An 18,467-nucleotide genomic window follows, 5' to 3' on the forward strand; every position below is an offset into this window, starting at 1 on the left:
CATTGACGCATCGTTGGGCTTACAATATCAATGGAGCAAGATAAATGGGGAGTCCCTATAAACATCTGGTGAGTAACACGCCTAGAGTGTCGCCTGTTATGCGCAGGTGGGTGGGTTTTATGTGGCTGTTGGGGGGGGTGTTGTGGGTGTTGTTTGCTATAGAGGTGTTTTGTGTCAAAACACATCAAGAGTGGATAGGGCGTTTAGACCAAATGCTGATCACTTGGGCGCGCGCTTACCCCATCCCTAGCGCAGAGAGTGGCTATGTCCAGTTGATCAGTGTGGTAACATTTTTTGCAAAGTCCAAGTTCACTTTGACTTTAAGCGCGCTGGTGGGACTTTTTTATATTTTTGTCAAAAAGAATAAGGTTCTAGGGTTGGGGTTTTTTCTAAGTATTATGCTGGGTGAGAGCGCGCTCAAAGCTTTGAAATTGTGGGTGGCGCGCCCAAGGCCTAGCACAAATGGTGAGGTGGCTCTTGCGCATGGTTTTAGCTACCCTAGTGGGCATGCCTTAGCGGCGAGCTTGTTTTATGGTTCGTTGCTGGTATTGATCTGTATGGGTTCTGGTAGTGCGCGTACCAAGTGGACTTGGGGTTTGATCTTGTTATCGTGGATTTGGCTGATGATGTATACAAGGGTGTATTTAGGCGTGCACTATCCTAGCGATGTGTTAGGGGGTTTTTTGATGGGCATGGCATGGGCTTGTTGGTCCATGGGGGTGTATGTGGGATGGCTGAAAAACGCTAGATGAGTGGGGTAGCGCGTGGATTTTAAAGGTTTATTCCAACAGATCATCGACCTTTTTTCAAGGCTCAATAAAGCCCAAAAGATCACCATTGTGAGTGCCTTTGTGCTGGTGGTGGCCTTTTTGATTTTCTTGCTCGTGTATCCCACGCGGGGGAAAGACGCGCTTTCAGATTATGGGGTACTCTTTGAGGGCATGGATAATAGCGATAACGCGCTGGTCTTGCAGTATTTGCAACAAAGGCAGATTCCCTACAAAATCCCCAAAGACGACACCATTCTCATCCCCAAAGATCGCATTTATGAGGAACGAATCGCCCTAGCTTCACAGGGGATTCCCAAAACTAGTAAGGTGGGCTATGAGATCTTTGACACAAAGGATTTTGGAGCGACTGATTTTGATCAAAATATCAAGTATGTACGCGCCACTGAAGGAGAGTTGAGCCGCACTATCGAGAGCCTCACCCCCATAGATAGGGCTGATGTACACATCGCCATCCCTAAAGATAGTGTCTTTGTGAGCAAGGAGATTCCTCCCACCGCTTCAGTGATGCTCAAGATCAAACCCAATATGCGTTTATTGCCCAAACAGATTGCTGGAATCAAGAATTTGATCGCTGCATCCGTGCCTAAACTCACTCCGGAAAATGTCAAATTGGTCAATGAGAATGGCGAACCTTTGGGCGAGGATAACGAATTAGACAGCACGCGCGAATTAGCCCAAGCCCAATTGCATTATAAGCAGAACTTTGAAAATCTGCTAGAAAGCAAGATCACCAATATCTTAACACCCATCGTAGGGGGGCGTGATAAGGTGGTGGCTAAGGTGAGTGCGGAATTTGATTTTAGCCAAAAGAAAAGCACCAAAGAGACCTTTGATCCCAACAATGTCGTGCGCAGCGAGCAAAACATGGAAGAGAAGAGGGAGGGCTACCCTAAAAAACAAGTCGGTGGGGTGCCTGGGGTGGTGAGCAATATCGGGCCTGTACAGGGCGTGGCCAATGATCAACTCAGAGAGAAGTACGAAAAATCCACCAACACAACCAATTACGAAGTGGGTAAAACAATCAGTGAGATCAAGGGAGAGTTTGGGGTATTGACGCGCTTAAACGCGGCAGTGGTGGTGGATGGGCGTTATAAAAAAGTGGATAAAAATGGGGTAGAAAGCATAGAGTATATTCCCTTGAGCGCGCAGGAAATGGAGAAGATCAACGCATTGGTCAAGCAAGCCATAGGCTATAACCAGAATCGAGGCGATGCAGTGGCGGTGAGTAATTTTGAGTTCAATGCTAAAGCCACCAAATACTTGCCTATGACCGCTTATGAAAAATTTGTCCATACAGCTGAGAGATATTTAGGGCCTTTCTCATCACTCTTTAAATATCTCATCATCGCCCTAGTGCTCTATGTCTTTTACAAGAAAGTCATTACCCCTTTCAGCCAGCGCATGCTAGAAATCCACCCAGACGAGGAGGAACAGGTACAGTCGCTCTTTGCAGTGGATGAAGATGATGAAGAAGAAGTGGATCGTTTTGGAGAAATGCGTAAAAAGGTGGAAGATCAATTGGGCTTGAGCGCGAGCTTTGATGAAGAAGATGTGAAGTATGATATTATGCTAGAGCGCGTTAAGGGCGCGCTCAAGGAAAGGCCTGAAGAAGTGGCCTCTCTCTTTAAATTACTCATCAAGGATGAGGTGGCGATCACGAGTACGAAAGGAACCTAGATGGCAAAGCTAACCCCTAGACAAAAAACCCAATTAGATGAGTTTACCATGTCTGAAAAATTGGCAATCTTGCTCATGCAAGTGGGTGAAGAGGCCACAGCAGGTATTTTACGCCATTTAGATGTGGATTCGATCACCGAGATCAGCAAACAGATCGTGCAATTAGATGGGACAGATAAGGCCGTGGGCGCGGCGGTACTAGAGGAGTTCTTTGCAATTCTGCAGTCCAACCAATATATCAATAGTGGTGGGTTAGAGTATGCGCGTGAGCTCTTGGTTAAAGCGCTAGGGCCTGAACAAGCCAAGGTCATTTTAGAAAAACTCAGCCGCTCCTTGCAAACCCAAAAGAATTTCGCCTATTTGGGGCGTATCAAGCCCCAACAACTCGCCGACTTCATCATCAACGAACACCCCCAAACTATTGCCTTAATCCTAGCCCACATGGAATCCCCCAATGCGGCAGAGACCCTAAGCTTCTTCCCTGATGACATGAAAGCGGAGGTGAGCATTAGGATGGCCAGTTTGGGGGATATTTCCCCCCAAGTGGTCAAGCGTGTCTCCACAGTGCTTGAAAATAAATTAGAAGCCCTCACTAGTTATAAAGTGGAAGTAGGAGGGTTGCGCGCGGTGGCCGAGATTTTCAACAGATTAGGCCAAAAAGCGGCCAAAACCACACTCGCACGCATTGAAAATATCGATGCCAAATTGGCTAATGACATTAAAGAAATGATGTTCACCTTTGAAGATATCTCAGGTTTGGACAATTTTGCCATCCGTGAAATCCTCAAGGTGGCCGATAAAAAAGATCTCACCTTGGCACTCAAAACCTCTACAGAGGAACTCAAGGCCAAATTTTTGAGCAATATGAGTAGCCGTGCGAGTGAACAATTCATCGAGGAGATGGCCTACCTGGGCGCGGTGAAGATCAAAGACGTGGAATCCGCCCAACGCAAAATCATCGAGATCGTACAGTCCCTAGCTGAAAAAGGCGTGATCCAAATGGGTGGCGAGGAAGACATCGTTGAATAATTTTGGCGAGGAGAACTTGATCGCTAAGGACGATCTGAGCAAACACACCATCGCGCGCTATGAGTTTAAGTCTATTGCCGATCTCGCTCCGGACCCTGAGCCTGAAAAGCCCGCCACCCCCCGTGCGCCCCAGTCTGTCGAACAACCCCCAGAACCCGCTCTGACCCGCTCGATCCAGCTAGAAAACGAGTTGATCGAGTGCCTGCTCAAAAAAACCGATGAGCTTTCTAGCCACTTGGCCAAGTTGCAAATGCAGTTTGAGAAAAGCCAAGAGGAGAACCAATCTCTCTTGCAACAAGCCCGTGAAGATAGCTATAAATTGGGTTTTAAGGAGGGCGAGGAGAAAGCCCGCAACGATCTAAGCGCGAGCATCGATGCAGAAAAAAAACATCTCTTGCAATCCTTAAGCGCGATCGATCAGCAAATGCAGCAATCCCAAAGCCACTTAGAAACTTTAGAAAAGGAACTCAGCGCGATCGCTGTGGAGATCGCCAAAGAAGTCATTGTTAAAGAAGTGGAGGAAAAAAGTCAAGAAGTTGCCCTAGCCCTAGCCAAACAACTCTTGCAAAATATCATGGACGCAACAGATATTTGCCTCAAGGTCAACACCCTAGATTACCCCTATCTCTCCCAGCACCTCAAGGACATGCCCAAGATCAAGTTAGAACCCAATGATGCCATCGCTAAGGGCGGTGTGTTGATCAGCAGTAACCATGGCAATATTGATGGGAATTTGATGTCTCGTTACAAAAATCTCAAAGAGAGTGTGCTAGATAATTTGAAGGTGTAAGATGGAAGCGCTGAGGGAGTTAGAAGTTTATGGGCAGACAAGCGCACATTTAGAGAAAATTTGTGCGTTGCTAAGGGAGAGGATTTTAGAAGTGGTGAGTGCTAAAGGCGGGCATTTGAGCTCGTCTTTAGGAGCGATCGAATTGATTGTGGGTTTGCATAATGTCTTTGATAAGGACAAACACCCCTTTATCTTTGACACTAGCCACCAAGCTTACGCGCACAAACTTCTAACAGGGCGTTTTGAAGCTTTCTCGACCTTGCGCCAACTCCATGGTTTGAGTGGGTTTTGTTGCCCCCATGAATCGGTCTATGACTACTTTGTTGCCGGGCACAGTTCTACCGCGCTTTCAATAGGGGTAGGGGTGGCTAAGGCATATGCGCTTAAAGGAATTAGCGATGTGCCTGTGGTGATGGTGGGTGATGGGAGCTTGAGCGCTGGGTTAGCCTATGAGGCCTTGAATGAATTAGGCGATCGCAAATACCCTTTGGTGATTTTGCTCAACGACAATGAAATGAGCATTGCCAAGCCCATTGGAGCGATCAGCAATGCGCTATCCCAGTTAATGGCAGGCCCTCTTTACCAATCTTTTCGCGACAAAATCAAGACGATTTTAAAATCTATGCCTGAGGGAGTCAATTACTTGGCTAACCGCTTAGAGGAATCCTTCAAGCTCATTACCCCAGGAATCCTATTTGAAGAGTTGGGGATTAGCTACATGGGCCCTATAGATGGGCATGATATAGAAAGTGTTATCCAAGCCCTTAAATTGGCTAAAGAAACCAAGGGGCCCTTGTTAATCCACGCCCAAACCACTAAGGGCAAGGGCTACAAGATTGCCGAAGGGCCTTATGAAAAATGGCATGGCGTGGGGCCCTTTGATCTGGCCACCGGCTTACCCACTAGCACTAAAGATTGCAGCAAACCTCTAAGCCCCACGGAAGTGTATTCCCAAACTCTCTTGGATTACGCCATAAAAGATGACAAGATCGTGGGTGTAACTGCGGCGATGCCCGGAGGCACAGGGCTTGGCAAACTCATTGAGACTTACCCAAATCGCTTTTGGGACGTGGGGATTGCCGAGCAACATGGGGTTACTTCCATGGCTGCTTTGGCTAAAGAGGGCTTTAAACCCTTTGTGAGCATTTACTCCACCTTTTTACAACGCGCCTTTGATCAGATCGTGCACGATGTGGCCATCATGTCCTTACCTGTAAAGTTTGCCATCGATCGAGCAGGGATTGTGGGCGAGGATGGCGAGACCCACCAGGGTTTGTTAGACATCGCCTACTTACGCCCCATCCCCAATATGACCTTGTTAGCTCCCCGGGATAACGCCACCTTGAAACAAGCCATTGCCTTCGCACAAGCCCATAGCGTGGGGCCCTGTGCTTTTAGATACCCGCGCGGGGGATGGCTATTGCCTGAATGGGTGTTTGAGGCAGTGCCTTATGAATACGCTAAGAGCGTGCTGTTAAAAGAGGGGCAGGAAGTGTTGTTTGTAGGCTATGGCAATGGGGTAGGGCGCGCCTACCAAACCCTAGAGATTCTCGCCCAAAAGGATTTAGAAATTGGACTCTTAGATCTATGCTTTTTGAAACCCCTAGACATTGGTTTAAAAGAGATTTTACCCCGCTACTCTAAAATTTACGTCTTTAGCGACTCCTATCAGATGGGTGGGGTGGGGAGTGTGCTATTAGAATACTTGGCACAAATAGGCCACTTTCCTAAGTTTAAGAGCTTTGAGTTGGCTGATGCCTTCATCCCCCATGGTAAGACGGCTCTTGTAGAGAAAAGCTTGAAGCTAGACCCCCCCAGCCTAGCCCAAAAAGTGTTAGAAGACCTAGGTTTTTGAAACGCTTTTGTGGTGATCTTTTTTATGGTGCGCACCACAGTTGCAAGGCCCTACCACATCGCAATGACACTTGCCATGACAACCGCAAGCCTTGTAATAGAGGCCACTGGCTTTAAACTGTGCGCGCGTCATCTTGGCGATGCGCTCCTTCATCGCCTTAGCGATAGCCTCTCTGCGCTTTTCAAAGTCTCCCATTGTCATGTCTTGCGTGTTGCGATCTGCTGCTTTAGAGAGTTGTTCATGAAACGCTTTCTTTTGCGCAGGCTTCATCTTTTGCATGCGCTTGTAGAGCTCTATCTTATAGTCAGGCACTTGTTGGGGGTCCACCTTGCCAGCCATCTCTACTAGCTCCTGATTGCTCTTCTTTTGGAAAGGCGTTTCTAAAGAAGCTCCCATCAACGTGCCTGCCAAGATCAAAGTAAGCCACCCGTATTTTACAGACATGTTCATGGAGCAACCTACTCGTGAGTACCTTCAGATTTTTCTTTGTGTTCTGCGCTCTTGTGCTCTTCAGCTTTAGCAGGAGCTTTGCTAGCCTTATGCTCCTCGCCCTTAGAGGCTTCTTGTGTTCCATGCTTCATACCTTCATGCCCGTGCTTTTCGCCATGTTCTTGGCCATGCTTGCCAGCATGTTTTTTGCCATGTCTGTGTGGGCACAAGAGTTCGCGCTTTTTAGTTTTACACACTTCCACATCCAAGCCCATGTCCATGAGCTCTTTGTGATCGTGGTCTTTTTTCTTCTCTTCTAGGGCTTGGGCCACTTCCTTGCGCAATTCTGCAAAATCTTTAGCGCTCATTTTGGCTAGATTTGCCTTGTAAGTTTTATTAACCTGCGCTTTGAAATTCATCTTGGCCTTGCTACCCTTTTTTTCCTTAAGACGTTTGTAGACTTCCTCTTGGTAATCCAACACCTCTTCAGCACTATGCAGGGTGCCCGCTAGCTTAATGAAATCCTTGTCGCTTAAGCTCGAATAATCCTCTGCCTGAGCCACACCTAAAGCCAACGCCCCCATCATGACTATACCTAGAAAACGACGCATAAAACCCCTTTCGTAAAAAGTTTAATAAAAAGACGCGCTATTGTATCCTACTTTGATTAAAATTGAGCTTAATACACAACAGAGGGCACGATTTCAGATGGAATCTTCTATAAAGATGATGGTACCAAAAGTCGGACTCGAACCGACACGGAGTTGCCTCCACCAGATTTTGAGTCTAGCGTGTCTACCAATTCCACCATTTTGGCCTGTGAACCCGTAGGTTCATGGTGCACTGGGCGAGAGTCGAACTCGCACGAGTTGCCTCACCACCCCCTCAAGATGGCGTGTCTACCAATTCCACCACCAGTGCAAAGCCCCCTCCCTTATTTGAAACTACGCTAAGAACGGGTTGCTATAGACGGCGATAATGGCAAATACCAATGTGTAGATCACTTGCGCTTCGATCATCGCCATAGCAATAAACATCGTGGTGAGAAGCTTGCCCCCCACCCCGGGGTTGCGCGCTGTGCCCGTAATGGCCGCTGCAGCTGCATTACCCATTCCGATGGCTCCCCCGCAGGCGGCTACCCCCAAGCCCACGACAGCTCCCACAATGGAGTAGGACTTAACCATGTCCAGCCCATTCACCTCTGCCCCAAAAGCTAGCCCAACCATGCCCAAACACAAAAGCGCAAGAAACCTCATGAACAACTCCCGATCTTAAAAATATTGCTAGGCGCAAAACTCAATTATGACACTTTCAAACTTAATTTTCAAGCCAAACTAACATCAATCTTACCGCTGTCGTGAATGGCACTAATTTGGCATTGCAAGCGTTGATTCTCTTGAAACGACTCCATGCTCAATCCGTGTTTTTGTAAACAAGACTTGTGCAAAAGCGCATCGCCCCCTCTGGGCAAGCGCACAAATACCCCAAAATCGGCGATCTTTTTCACCTCTACTTCTAGCACTTCGTATAGGGCATAGGGTTGGGCTTGGGTGATCTCTAAAATATAGGCTTTGGCTTCTTGGACATCTTTCCTTTGGTTGCCCGTGATATGTACAGCTCCGCTGGATTTATCTAAGTCTATGGCCACTCCAAAGCGTTCCACAATCTCTTTTATCGTCCTGCCCCCTACCCCGATAATGGCTGCGATCTTTTTGGGGGGTACGATCAAGCTCTCTGAAGTGGGTAAAACTTGAGGATTTAGCACAATGGCTTCTCTAGCTTTTTGCATGATTGCCAAAATAGAGATTCTAGCCTGTTTGGCTTGCGTGAGAATATCTTTAAAAAGGGCTAGAGAGAGACCTTGAGTCTTGGTATCCATTTGCAAAGCAACCACCCCTGACGCGCTACCTGCAATTTTAAAATCCATATCCCCTTGCATATCCTCTAGGGCACTAATATCGCTCAAAACAGCATGGCGATTCCCTTGTACAATCAATCCCATCGCCACCCCCGCGATTAAAGCGCGTACATCCACCCCGGCCGCACACAAGGCCAAAGACCCCCCGCACACGCTTGCCATAGAACTTGATCCATTGGATTCTAGGATTTCAGAGACAAGGCGAATCGTTTGCTCCTTATTGGTGAGCGAACCCTGTAAAGCCCGCTTGGCCAGATTCCCATGCCCTAGTTCGCGCCGACTAGGCGCGCTCAAGGGCGCGCTCTCCCCCACACTAAAGGGCAAGAAATTGTAATCAAACATGAATCGTTCTTTAAGGGGAGTCTTGGAATCTAAACTCTCCTGTGATCGCGCGTCATTAGCCCCGCCTAAGGTGCAAACCACCAAAGCTTGGGTGTGCCCACGGGTAAACAGCGCGGAGGCGTGGCAATGGGGCAATACATTGGTTTCTATACTTATAGGACGTACATCGCCATAGCCTCGCCCATCTAGGCGCGCTTGGTTGTCTAAGATTTGGGATCGAATGCTCTGATGGATGTAGTGCTTTAGCGTCCTTTGGACATGATCTAAGGCATAAAAATGCCCGCGCTCCTGCAGGGCATTTAAAATGTACTGGGCTAGATTCAAAAAATCTGCCTCCCTTTCACTCTTAGCCATTTGCGCCATCACGTCTAACACTTGGGCGTGAAAGTGTTCTTTGATCAAGGCTTCTAGAGAAGTATCAGAAACTAAGGATGGACGCAAAACAAGACTGGGGGGATGTTTATGAGGGGTAAAATCGCGCTCAAATTGTGCACATGTGCGCGCGATGTGGTCTTGAGCACTTTTTAGCAAGGCCAAAAGCTCCTCTTCAGCCATGTCTTCTTGGGCGCACATCTCTACCATGAGCAAAGCGTTTTTAGTGCCCGCAATATAGAGGTCTAAACTGCTTTGTTGCAGTTGAGACACGCTGGGATTGGTGATCACAGTGTGTGCTATTTTGGCGATGCGCACCGCGCTGACATTTTGATCCACTCCAATATTGGCCAAATAAAGCGCGTTAGCGGCCGCATGCAAGGCGCACACCTGTAAGTCGCTTTGCTGATCATGACTTAATACCAGCAGGGTGATTTGTGTGGGGTAGGCGTAGTCTTTGGGGAATAGGGGGCGCAAGCTGCGATCGATGAGGCGTGAAGTCAAGGTTTCAAACTCGCTAAGTTTGCCTTCGCGCTTGTGAAAGCCTCCCGGGATACGCCCGATGGCATAGGCACGCTGGCTAAAATGTACACTTAGAGGCAGAAAGTCCCCCTCTATGGGGCTTTTATCCACCATCACGCTAGCTAATAACACACAGCCCTGGTAACTATACCAAAGCGCGCTAGTGGCTTGTTTAGCGACATAATTTAGTTGATACGTTTCGCCATTGGTATGGATGGTCATAGTGTTCCTTAAGTGGGTTTCATAGAAGATTCAAAAATACGTTCAATCTGGGCTAAATCTAGTTCAAGAGGGCGTTTGTAATAATGCGCGATGTTGACAAAATGCTCGGGGTGATAGACGCTCACCACTCCATCGCAAATCCGATTCAAACTCTCCTCTACAGATTTAGGTACAATAGGAGTTAGCACCATGATGCTTTTGGCGCGCTTTTCCATACACGTTTGAATCGCCAAACCGGCCGTTACGCCTGTTTCAATGCCTTGATCCACGATGAAGACATTCTTACGCGCTAAAGATTTTAACATATTGCCTTTGCGGAATTTGTATATCTTAGAGAGAATTTCTTCCTCATAAATGCGCTTGGCCTCTCCATAGACATAGTCCAAACTGATTTCAAAGCTTTGGATCAAATTCTCGTGCATGATAATTCCCATGCTCTCGCTCACCAGGGCGATTTCACATTCGCGATTCAAGGGCGCGCAAATGGAACCACTGAAGAGAAAATCTAGGTCCGTATGCAATGTCAAGGCTAGCGCATGGGCAAATTGCAAGCCCTTAAGACTGGTGGCTAGCATGATAGCGTTGTTGGTATCAAGATGGCGCACCAGCACTTCGTTCATGAGTTTGTGCAAAGCGTCTTGGTGGTCTTCAAATAAAATCGGGTTCATTGTTTTAACTGGCGGTAGGTAACATTGGTTTTAGTGATCGGCGAGAAGTCTAGTTCTAGCTTGATATAATTGTTTTCGTAGATTCTGAGTGGATCATTGGGGTCGCTGGTGAGCACGGGGCGGCGGCGGTTGACAAATTTAAGGCCAATTCCAAAGCAACGCACCTTTTTGAAGATCCCAATATCCCAATTCAACACAACGTTATTCCGGATATCATAACCAACCGAACTAGTGAGAGAAAACCATCGAAAATCATTGCTAAAACCGGCCTTGAGGTAGTTGGAGTTGTTTTCTACGATCTTATTGATCCCATTGTCGTTAAAATTAGTTTTAAGATAGTAAGAGATATTGGCCGTGAGGAACTTGTAATTGTAGTTGGCGTTGATAGAGACTTCATCTAGGCTGTGGTAATACCATGAATAAAAGAGTGTGCCGTAGATGTTTAGCCCCTTGAGGGGGGAGAAACCCAGTTTGGTCTCCATGGGCATGCGAAAAAAAGAGACCTTATCTGTGAAATCTAAAGATTGGGAAATGCGCCAATACAAGAGTTCTTCCCCATTGATTCCATAGAGATACTGCGTGAGATTCAAATTCAGTTGTTTGTTGGAAGGGTTGCGCTCAATGATGGCAGAAGGATTCCACACTGAATCGTAAACCTGTCCGCGGTAATCATAATCGCTCAGGGTGTTAGACGTGAAATCGTTGCGCGCCTGCGCGCTGAGTATGTACATTTGATCGTTGAACAAGCCATCCGCAAAGCTGTAGTAAGTGCCCTGCAACACGGCTTCTAATTGCACGGTGTGGAGTAATTTATTGTATTCGCGCGCTAGATCGGTGTTTAGATAGAGCGCATAGGCGCTAGAAAAATAATTCCCATAAGTCCTAGAAACCCCTTGAATATCGGGTACATAGCTATTTTTGGTATTCATGATCGCCACATTGCTCAAATTGATGCTATTCCACAGGCCCACAGAGAGATATTTTTTAAAGAGGGAAAACTGCATTCCTAAAGGCACTTTGATGGTGTTTTGTACATAGCCATAGCCCACTTGGCGCACGATGTCATGGAATTGGTAATCTAACGAGTAGAGTAGATGTTTCCAACCTAATGGGGCTAAGTATTTGTGGTATTGCAAACTGGGCAAAGATTGGAAGGTGCGATCGTTATTGATTTTGTTGAGGTTGAGGAAGTATTTGAGATTAAAGCCGTAGTAATGGTTATTGGTTTGGATATAATAATTGCCCCTAGACATGTGCGTGGCATCGGTGATGCGCTTGTTGACCTTTTCAAAGCGCACATAGTCTAAGTCGTTCATGTAGAGAAAATCCAAGTAATAGGCATTGTCCAAATTGTTTTTAAGCCCAAAGTATTTTTGGAACGCCTGACGGCTCGCGCTTTGGGTTTCAAACCCAAAGACATTTTGGTTACGCAAGTCGTATTTCTTGGTATAGCTATTGTAATTGCGGAAATAACGCATGTTAAAGGTAAACTTATCTTGATGGGCATTGATCATTCTAAATTCAAAATTGAGCCCCAAACCCCTTTTAGAACGGATTTGGGGTGCTAGGGTCATATCCCATGAATCCCTAGGAGCGATGTAAATGGGTTGTAGATAGATAAAGCCGGCTAGATTAGAAGTACCAAATTCTGGATACAAAAGCCCGCTGGATCGTTTGGTGCTCGTGGAGGTAAAAGCATAGGGTAGATAGAGAATGGGGATATTGCCCAAATAAATTTTAGGGTTAAAGAGCGAAAGATGGGATTTATCAGCATTAAAACGCCCTGAACTGGCATTGACATGCCAAATGGGATTGTCCACACTACAGCCTGAGGCGGTGAGATTTCTGATGTAGTATTGATTCTGCTTGGCGTGTGCGATGTCCGCGCTAATCCACATCCCGCTTACGCTATCTTGCACATAAAAGGGGAAGATGAGTTCGTATTTTTCGTTCAAGTGTATTTTAATGTGTTCGGCACGTACCAATAACCCCTCGCCGCGATAGATTTTGACATGTCCATCTAGAATCGCGATCTTCTTCTGGGTGTCATAAGAGACGCGATCAGCCAGAATATAGACATCGTAGTTGAGTAGAATCGCATGCCCAGTGGCCGTAACGATGTGATTCTTAGCGTCCACGCGATCGGCTAAAAGCTCAAAAATCTTATGGTTTTTCTTGTCAAATTTCTGCACGGCGACCTGTTGTTGTTTAGCCTGCGCCACCATCACAAACAGCCATCCTAAAAGGAACAACCACCAACGCATTCATTTAGTCATGATAACCAAAGTCTGGGCGTGTCTATCGTGAAAAACACGCTGGAATTTATCCCTAGCCAAGTAGATCAAGGGACATAGTAGGACGAGTTCTTTAAGCGCGCAGCGCTTGAGGCGTTGTATCCATGTGGGGTTATCCAAAGTCTTCAAACTCACCACGCGCAAGTGAAAGACGATTTTGCCAATGCTCACCCCAAACCCCCCCATGCCCAAGTGTTCATAGAGCAAGTGCAAGAATACGTATAGCAAAAAATAACGCAAAATCTCATGGGTGTGTAACACAAACCCCAAACCCAAAGTGTTTAACCAATGCGTGTTAAAATCCCATGCTACCAGCCCCACTAATAGCGCATCCACGCCATAAGCCCCCACCCTGCACCACCACGGGGGCAAGACAAGGCGTTCTTTGTAGAGTACTTCTTCTAACTTATACGACTCCAAATCTACAGCCCGACTCAATGTCCAATGTCTTCTCTAAATTGCATACCTTCAAATTGCACCCTACCCACGAGTTCATAGGCGTGTTCCCTAGCTTCATGTAAGGACTTCCCCATGCCTATGCACACCCCCACGCGCCCCCCAGAGACCATAAACACCCCATTCTCCTGTGTGATACCCCCCAAATCCACATGCCCCTTTTTTTCATCAATGGGATCGATGTAAACACTCTGTCCTCCAGAAACTTTATAGGGGTAATCCTTAGAGGCGAGTACCACGCCCAAACAATGCTTGGGGTGTAATTCCAACTGCAAATTTTGAAGTTTATCATCCAAAGTCGCCAAACACAAATCCAAGAGAGGGGTTTTAAGCAGGGGCAAGAGCACCCCACACTCCGGATCTCCAAAGCGTACATTGCATTCTAGCAAATAGGGTTCAAAACTCCCCTGTGTTTCTACCACCATCACCCCCGTATATAGCACCCCAATAAAGGGCTTGTTCTGTTCCACCATGGCTTTTAAGATGGGTTCAACGATCTTGGTGGCGATCTTGTGTTGCAGGGCTTGGTTGCATAAATTGGAGGGCGCAAACGCCCCCATCCCCCCCGTATTGGGGCCATCTCCAGAAAGTTGTTTATAGGATTGAGAGGGGGGCAAGAGTAGGTAGTTTTGGTGGTGTGCCAGCGCGCAGATTGAGAGTTCAAGGCCAGGTAAAAACGCTTCTAGCACTACCCTTTCTTGCTGTTTGTCCTTAAAAAGATGCTCTAAAGCCTGCAAGGCTTGCTGTTCGTCTTGGGCAATAATCACGCCCTTGCCCTGACACAGCCCATCGGCCTTGATCACGAGCGGATAATCGCTCTGGGCTAACTGCGCGCGCGCTTGATCGTAGCTAGAGGCCAGCACATAGGGCGCGGTGGGAATGCCATAATTCTGGGCTAACTCCTTAGTAAAGCTCTTAGAACTCTCTAGCAAACTGGCTTGTTGGCTAGGGCCAAAGACCTTGATATGCGCGCTGGCCAACGCATCACTCAAACCCTCTACTAAGGGTGCTTCAGGCCCGATCACGACCAGGTCCACCTTTTTATCCATGGCACAAGCCACCAATTGGGCATGGTCGTGGTAGGGTACATTCACCCCAATACTCTGCGTGCCCCCATTGCCCGGGCAAAGTAAATATCGCCCACGCGCGTGTCTTCTCTAAACTTGCGCCCTAACGCGTATTCTCTAGCCCCACCCCCTACAATCAAAATCTTCTTCTTCATTCAAACCCTATCAATTCACCCAAACGAGCGTTACTATGTTGCGTAGTTCAGTAGAGCTACGGATTTGACCAGGAGGGCCCTCTTAGGTGGCAGATTCTTGATGAAAATACCAAATCACACAAGAGCCACTACGGCTAGTCTTTCTAAAATGTATAAAAGAACTTACCAAAAGTAGAAACACGCATCGTCCAGGCTAAATTTGGCATGCCATTATACTTGAATTTAACTTAGATGGTAATGGTGATCGTATTAAAGTGGGTATAGAACACCTGCGCGCCCGCCAAAGAGGCCAATCTCACATGTTTTTTTTGGGTGTGATCGATGCGCACTTTGAGGGCTTGCGCGCTGGGGTTGGGGTGCGTGAGTTTGGCCAATAAAGTGCAGGCTTTGTGTAAAACGCTTTGTGAGGGGGTGTTGGGGTGAGAAAAGATCACCATGTGCGCCCCGGGTTGGTCTTGCACATGCGCCCAGATGTCGCGCGCGCGCGCCATTTTGAGAATTTCGCGGTTCTCTTTTTGGTTGCGCCCAATTAGCACACGCACCCCCTCGATTTCAAAATGCTCCAAATGCGCATGTTGGTTCGCGCGCCGCGTGGGCTTGGTGTGCAAAAGGGGCAGATCTTCTAAGCGGGCGTGCTCCAAAAAGGCCAGTTTGGCCTGTAAAAAGGCGATTTTAGAGCGGATATTCTCCACTTGCAAGGCGATATGCGCAGCCCTTTGCTGGCTTTTTTTGGCCATTTTGAAGAGCTTGTCTATGGCATCGCTAAGAGAGCGCGCCCGGGGGGGCAGGAGAATGCGCTCCCCTTCTAGGTGTAATTCTTTGGCATAAATGAGCGCGGGGTCTAAGCGGTGCAAATGGGTCAACATCAAGCGCGCATGCGCGCGTTGCTGGGTAGAATCTTCTAAGAGTTGGGGCGCGCTAGGCAAACTTGCTAGGCGCGTTTGGAGCAATTGCTCTCTTTTAGCCCATTGGTGTTTCAAAGCGCGTTTTTGGCGCTCTAAAACTTGCGCGCTCGCGCGTTCATGCAAATTTTGGAGCGCGTCTAGGAGCTCTGACTCTAAGAGGGGTTCTAAGGGGGGGCGCACAAAGGGGGGTTTGTGTAGGGGGATGAGGGGTTGGGCTTTGATCACAGGGCGGTAACTTTGTTGCGCGCCCACAAAGCGCAGGGCTTCTAGCACACACCCCCTAGCGTCTAGTAAAATGGCGTTGCTGTGCTTGCCGGTAAATTCTAGTTGCAAAAATGCCCGTGTCTTTTTATAGCTATGCGCGCATTCTAGGGCGATCTTTAAAATGCGATCGTCATTTTCTAAAAACGCGTCTAAAATCGTGGCGTTTGAGGCGTATTTCTCTAGAGCAAGGTTAAAGGGTGTTTTAGCATACATAGCGTGCTGGGGCGAATCCACATAGATATAGCTATGGGACTTGTGCATGGAGGCTTTAAAGCAATAGTTTGGCGTGTCTAGGGTGATCAAAAGCGCATGCGCGCGGATGGTGATCTTGCTTTGGGCTTTTAACAACAAGGCCACATGGTATAAGAGCGCGTAACTAAGCATTGTTGAGCTTCATTTTGGCGTAGGCTAAGGCTTCTTGCCCTAAATTCGCATCTACCATGCGTGCGATCTCGAGCACCTGCTCATGTTTGTTGAGCAATTTGATCTGGGCTTTTTGGCCATCTTGATAGACTAAAAAATGGCGGTTGGCCAAACCGGGCAAGTGGGGCGCATGAGAGATGGCGATCACCTGATAATGCGCGCTCAATTCTTTGAGGATTTGGGCGACATTCGCGCTCTCCTGCCCGCTCAAATTCGCGTCCAATTCGTCCACCAAAAGGGTTTTAGAAGGGGTTGGTTGCTGTTTGGCCTGCAGGGCCAAGAGGGCTAGGCGCAGGCGGTTGGTTTCCCCGGCACTCCAATGCGCGCTCTTGCCCAAGAGCAAGCGCACGCTCTCTAAACCCTGTGCGCACAAAGGGATTGCTTCCAAAGACAAGTGCGGGGTTTTGAGCAGGAGGGGGGTCGTGTAGCCCTCTAGCAGGCTTTGCATCGTGCCTAGATGGGCTTGGCGCGCTTTTGTGAGCTCTAGGCCCAATTGCATGCATGCATGCGCGCACTCTTGCAGGCGTTCTTGAGCGTTTTTGAGATGTCTGTCATGGGCGCAATAGCGTTGGTAGTCTTGAGCTAGCGCGTCCCTTTTAGCGCGCGCGGCCGCTTCGCTCCCGTATTTGCGCACAATCCCCCCCAACTTGCCCATCTCATCTAACAAGGCTTCCATGTCCATGTGTTCTAGCTCTTCTAGGGCAAACATCTCGTTTAAGAGCAATTCTCTAGCCTCTTCTAAGTGGCATTGCAACGCGTCTTTAAACTCTAGGGGGGCATTTGTATACAAGAGGGCCTTATAAAGGGGCTGGCTGCACTCTAGAGCACTCAAGCCTTCTTGAAGGGCAGCGCGGCGTTTTTCCCTATTTTGGTATTGGTTTTTGAGCGCCTCTAAGCGCGCATACGCCCCCTCTTCTAAGCGGACGGCCTGCAATTTCTCCAATTCAAAACGCGCCATCTCTTTGCGCGTTTCTAGGGAGTCTGATTCTTGCTGGAGTTTTTCTAGCTGTGCGCGCGCATGGGTGTAATGGGTGTAGCTTTGTTGGAAGGCTTGATGCAAGGAGGGGTCTAAAAAGCCATCTAGAATGTCTAGTAAAAGTTGGGGGTTAAAGGGGTGGGCGTGGCTGGAAATATGGAGCAAGTGGGGGGCAAAAAAAGCTTGCAGGGCTTTTTTGCTAATGGATGCGCCATTATGGGTGTAGCGCGCCTTTTTGTCCTTTTCTATGCAAATCACATGGGGGCTCTCTAGACAGTAATGCGCTTCTAAGAATTTTGCGCGCATAGGGGCTAGCCCCACACTGGCCAAAATGCACCCCAATAACACACTCTTCCCGCTCCCACTCGCCCCGCTGATCACATTCAAATGCGCGCTCAAACGCAAGGACGCTTCTTCAAACACCACCCCCTGCTTGATGATTACTTCTTCTATCATGGAGTAATGCTACTATAGGCAAGTTTAAACATAACCCCCACCCCAAGAGAATTTTTCGCGCAGCACTTGAAAGTAATTGCGCTCTAGGGGCTGGAGCAAGGTGGCCTGGGGGATGGCTTGTTGGATTTTGAGTTCTTGATCCGGGCGCATGAGATGGTGGCTTTGCCCATCTAGCACAATTAAACACGTTTTTTGGGTTTGGACACTCAATTGGACATGCGCGCCTAAGATCAAGGGTCTTTGCGTGAGAGAATGGGGGGCGATGGGGGTGAGAAGAATATTTTGGCATAAGGGGTGCACCACACTCCCGCCCACGCTGATATTGTATGCGCTAGAGCCTAGGGGCGTGGCGACAATCAAGCCATCCACTTGGTAGACATTGGCCAACACCCCCTCCACAAAGAGGCGCAATTCTAAAATCCCATAGACATCTTTCCTTGTGATGACAAGGTCATTGGCGCACACAAAGGGGCTATCTTGATTGTCTAGCCATGCTTCTAACATCAAATGTTTTTCTACACGGTAGAATCCCGCTTGGAGCGCGCGCAAGAACTCCCCCACCCCGGCTAAATTGGTCGCGGTCAAAAAGCCCAAATTGCCCACATGCACCCCAAAACATGCCGATCCACTGCGCAAGGCTCCCAAGAGCGTGCCATCGCCTCCCAAGCAAAGCAACACCCCCCCAGGCTGGGGAGAGAAGTCATAACCCATGCCTACAGCGCGCAACGCCTCTTCTAGAGTGTGCAGAGCATCTGGGGGGGTTAGGGGCTTGAGAATCACGTGTACATGCGCGATAGGCGGGCTGGGGGGTGGATTCAAGGAACTAACTTTCTAGGAAATCACAAGCCTCGGAGGA

Annotated in this window: 17 protein-coding genes and 2 tRNA genes; 5 read left to right on the plus strand and 14 right to left on the minus strand. The window is 48.1% G+C overall.

Annotated elements, in window-relative coordinates:
• Positions 1 to 98: 98 nt before the first annotated feature.
• From EAO38_RS01735 to dxs, 5 genes are read left to right on the plus strand one after another with little or no spacing between them, the layout of a single operon-like run.
• Positions 99 to 752: a phosphatase PAP2 family protein gene (locus EAO38_RS01735; RefSeq protein WP_121020590.1), complete on the plus strand. Its 654-nt coding sequence runs from the start codon at positions 99 to 101 to the stop codon at positions 750 to 752.
• A 12-nt stretch (positions 753 to 764) separates the two neighbouring features.
• Positions 765 to 2,468, plus strand: a complete 1,704-nt coding sequence (gene fliF / locus EAO38_RS01740) for a flagellar basal-body MS-ring/collar protein FliF (RefSeq protein WP_121020529.1) — start codon at positions 765 to 767, stop codon at positions 2,466 to 2,468.
• Positions 2,469 to 3,497 carry a flagellar motor switch protein FliG gene (gene fliG / locus EAO38_RS01745; protein ID WP_120944284.1) on the plus strand — a complete coding sequence of 343 codons (1,029 nt, stop codon included), beginning with the start codon at positions 2,469 to 2,471 and terminating at the stop codon, positions 3,495 to 3,497.
• Positions 3,490 to 4,287, plus strand: coding sequence for a flagellar assembly protein FliH (gene fliH, locus EAO38_RS01750; protein ID WP_121020531.1), 798 nt, complete (start codon positions 3,490 to 3,492; stop codon positions 4,285 to 4,287). Before fliG ends, fliH begins: the two co-directional genes overlap by 8 nt.
• A 1-nt stretch (position 4,288) precedes the next feature.
• Positions 4,289 to 6,142, plus strand: coding sequence for a 1-deoxy-D-xylulose-5-phosphate synthase (gene dxs, locus EAO38_RS01755; protein WP_162982651.1), 1,854 nt, complete (start codon positions 4,289 to 4,291; stop codon positions 6,140 to 6,142).
• Here the strand turns inward: dxs and EAO38_RS01760 are convergent.
• The 14 genes from EAO38_RS01760 to EAO38_RS01820 all read right to left on the minus strand — a co-directional run bounded on the left by EAO38_RS01760 (position 6,131) and on the right by EAO38_RS01820 (position 18,430).
• On the minus strand, positions 6,131 to 6,592 hold the full coding sequence (locus tag EAO38_RS01760) for a DUF1104 domain-containing protein (RefSeq protein ID WP_235852464.1): 462 nt from the start codon (positions 6,590 to 6,592) through the stop codon (positions 6,131 to 6,133). The genes dxs and EAO38_RS01760 overlap by 12 nt on opposite strands.
• Before the next feature lie 8 nt (positions 6,593 to 6,600).
• The gene (locus EAO38_RS01765; RefSeq protein WP_121020533.1) at positions 6,601 to 7,182 is read right to left on the minus strand and encodes a DUF1104 domain-containing protein; all 582 of its coding nucleotides are present in this window, start codon (positions 7,180 to 7,182) and stop codon (positions 6,601 to 6,603) included.
• 119 nt (positions 7,183 to 7,301) lie between these two features.
• Positions 7,302 to 7,388 (minus strand) — tRNA-Leu (locus EAO38_RS01770).
• A 19-nt stretch (positions 7,389 to 7,407) separates the two neighbouring features.
• Positions 7,408 to 7,492: transfer RNA gene (locus EAO38_RS01775), tRNA-Leu, on the minus strand.
• Between the two features lie 23 nt (positions 7,493 to 7,515).
• Positions 7,516 to 7,827: a F0F1 ATP synthase subunit C gene (locus tag EAO38_RS01780; RefSeq protein ID WP_121020596.1), complete on the minus strand. Its 312-nt coding sequence runs from the start codon at positions 7,825 to 7,827 to the stop codon at positions 7,516 to 7,518.
• 68 nt (positions 7,828 to 7,895) lie between these two features.
• A complete protein-coding gene (locus EAO38_RS01785) occupies positions 7,896 to 9,947 on the minus strand; it encodes a polyribonucleotide nucleotidyltransferase (protein ID WP_121020535.1) in 2,052 nt (683 codons plus the stop codon).
• Between the two features lie 8 nt (positions 9,948 to 9,955).
• Positions 9,956 to 10,615: a phosphoribosyltransferase gene (locus EAO38_RS01790; protein ID WP_121020537.1), complete on the minus strand. Its 660-nt coding sequence runs from the start codon at positions 10,613 to 10,615 to the stop codon at positions 9,956 to 9,958.
• The gene (locus EAO38_RS01795) at positions 10,612 to 12,879 is read right to left on the minus strand and encodes an LPS-assembly protein LptD (RefSeq protein ID WP_121020539.1); all 2,268 of its coding nucleotides are present in this window, start codon (positions 12,877 to 12,879) and stop codon (positions 10,612 to 10,614) included. Before EAO38_RS01795 ends, EAO38_RS01790 begins: the two co-directional genes overlap by 4 nt.
• Complete coding sequence (locus EAO38_RS01800; protein WP_235852465.1) at positions 12,880 to 13,347, minus strand: RDD family protein; 468 nt, start codon at positions 13,345 to 13,347, stop codon at positions 12,880 to 12,882.
• On the minus strand, positions 13,344 to 14,459 hold the full coding sequence (gene purD, locus EAO38_RS01805; protein WP_235852466.1) for a phosphoribosylamine--glycine ligase: 1,116 nt from the start codon (positions 14,457 to 14,459) through the stop codon (positions 13,344 to 13,346). Before purD ends, EAO38_RS01800 begins: the two co-directional genes overlap by 4 nt.
• The gene (locus tag EAO38_RS09315; RefSeq protein ID WP_268877808.1) at positions 14,456 to 14,587 is read right to left on the minus strand and encodes a Rossmann-fold NAD(P)-binding domain-containing protein; all 132 of its coding nucleotides are present in this window, start codon (positions 14,585 to 14,587) and stop codon (positions 14,456 to 14,458) included. The genes purD and EAO38_RS09315 overlap by 4 nt, the downstream gene beginning before the upstream one ends.
• 227 nt (positions 14,588 to 14,814) lie before the next feature.
• A complete protein-coding gene (locus EAO38_RS01810) occupies positions 14,815 to 16,140 on the minus strand; it encodes an NFACT family protein (RefSeq protein WP_121020541.1) in 1,326 nt (441 codons plus the stop codon).
• The gene (locus tag EAO38_RS01815) at positions 16,133 to 17,611 is read right to left on the minus strand and encodes a DNA repair protein RecN (protein ID WP_121020543.1); all 1,479 of its coding nucleotides are present in this window, start codon (positions 17,609 to 17,611) and stop codon (positions 16,133 to 16,135) included. The genes EAO38_RS01810 and EAO38_RS01815 overlap by 8 nt, the downstream gene beginning before the upstream one ends.
• 24 nt (positions 17,612 to 17,635) lie before the next feature.
• Positions 17,636 to 18,430: an NAD(+)/NADH kinase gene (locus EAO38_RS01820; protein WP_235852467.1), complete on the minus strand. Its 795-nt coding sequence runs from the start codon at positions 18,428 to 18,430 to the stop codon at positions 17,636 to 17,638.
• Between the last annotated feature and the right edge of the window lie 37 nt (positions 18,431 to 18,467).

This window comes from Helicobacter vulpis (assembly GCF_003660395.1).
In the GTDB taxonomy this organism is placed as follows: Bacteria; Campylobacterota; Campylobacteria; order Campylobacterales; family Helicobacteraceae; genus Helicobacter; species Helicobacter vulpis.

What these genes read in the sequence shown, in the direction of transcription:
- EAO38_RS01735 (WP_121020590.1), top strand. Translation starts at nt 99, where the DNA reads ATGCGCAGGTGGGTGGGTTTTATGTGGCTGTTGGGGGGGGTGTTGTGG.
- fliG (WP_120944284.1), top strand. Translation starts at nt 2,469, where the DNA reads ATGGCAAAGCTAACCCCTAGACAAAAAACCCAATTAGATGAGTTTACC.
- dxs (WP_162982651.1), top strand. Translation starts at nt 4,289, where the DNA reads ATGGAAGCGCTGAGGGAGTTAGAAGTTTATGGGCAGACAAGCGCACAT.
- EAO38_RS01760 (WP_235852464.1), bottom strand. Translation starts at nt 6,592, where the DNA reads ATGAACATGTCTGTAAAATACGGGTGGCTTACTTTGATCTTGGCAGGC.
- EAO38_RS01765 (WP_121020533.1), bottom strand. Translation starts at nt 7,182, where the DNA reads ATGCGTCGTTTTCTAGGTATAGTCATGATGGGGGCGTTGGCTTTAGGT.
- EAO38_RS01780 (WP_121020596.1), bottom strand. Translation starts at nt 7,827, where the DNA reads ATGAGGTTTCTTGCGCTTTTGTGTTTGGGCATGGTTGGGCTAGCTTTT.
- EAO38_RS01785 (WP_121020535.1), bottom strand. Translation starts at nt 9,947, where the DNA reads ATGACCATCCATACCAATGGCGAAACGTATCAACTAAATTATGTCGCT.
- EAO38_RS01790 (WP_121020537.1), bottom strand. Translation starts at nt 10,615, where the DNA reads ATGAACCCGATTTTATTTGAAGACCACCAAGACGCTTTGCACAAACTC.
- EAO38_RS01795 (WP_121020539.1), bottom strand. Translation starts at nt 12,879, where the DNA reads ATGCGTTGGTGGTTGTTCCTTTTAGGATGGCTGTTTGTGATGGTGGCG.
- EAO38_RS09315 (WP_268877808.1), bottom strand. Translation starts at nt 14,587, where the DNA reads ATGAAGAAGAAGATTTTGATTGTAGGGGGTGGGGCTAGAGAATACGCG.
- EAO38_RS01810 (WP_121020541.1), bottom strand. Translation starts at nt 16,140, where the DNA reads ATGCTTAGTTACGCGCTCTTATACCATGTGGCCTTGTTGTTAAAAGCC.
- EAO38_RS01815 (WP_121020543.1), bottom strand. Translation starts at nt 17,611, where the DNA reads ATGATAGAAGAAGTAATCATCAAGCAGGGGGTGGTGTTTGAAGAAGCG.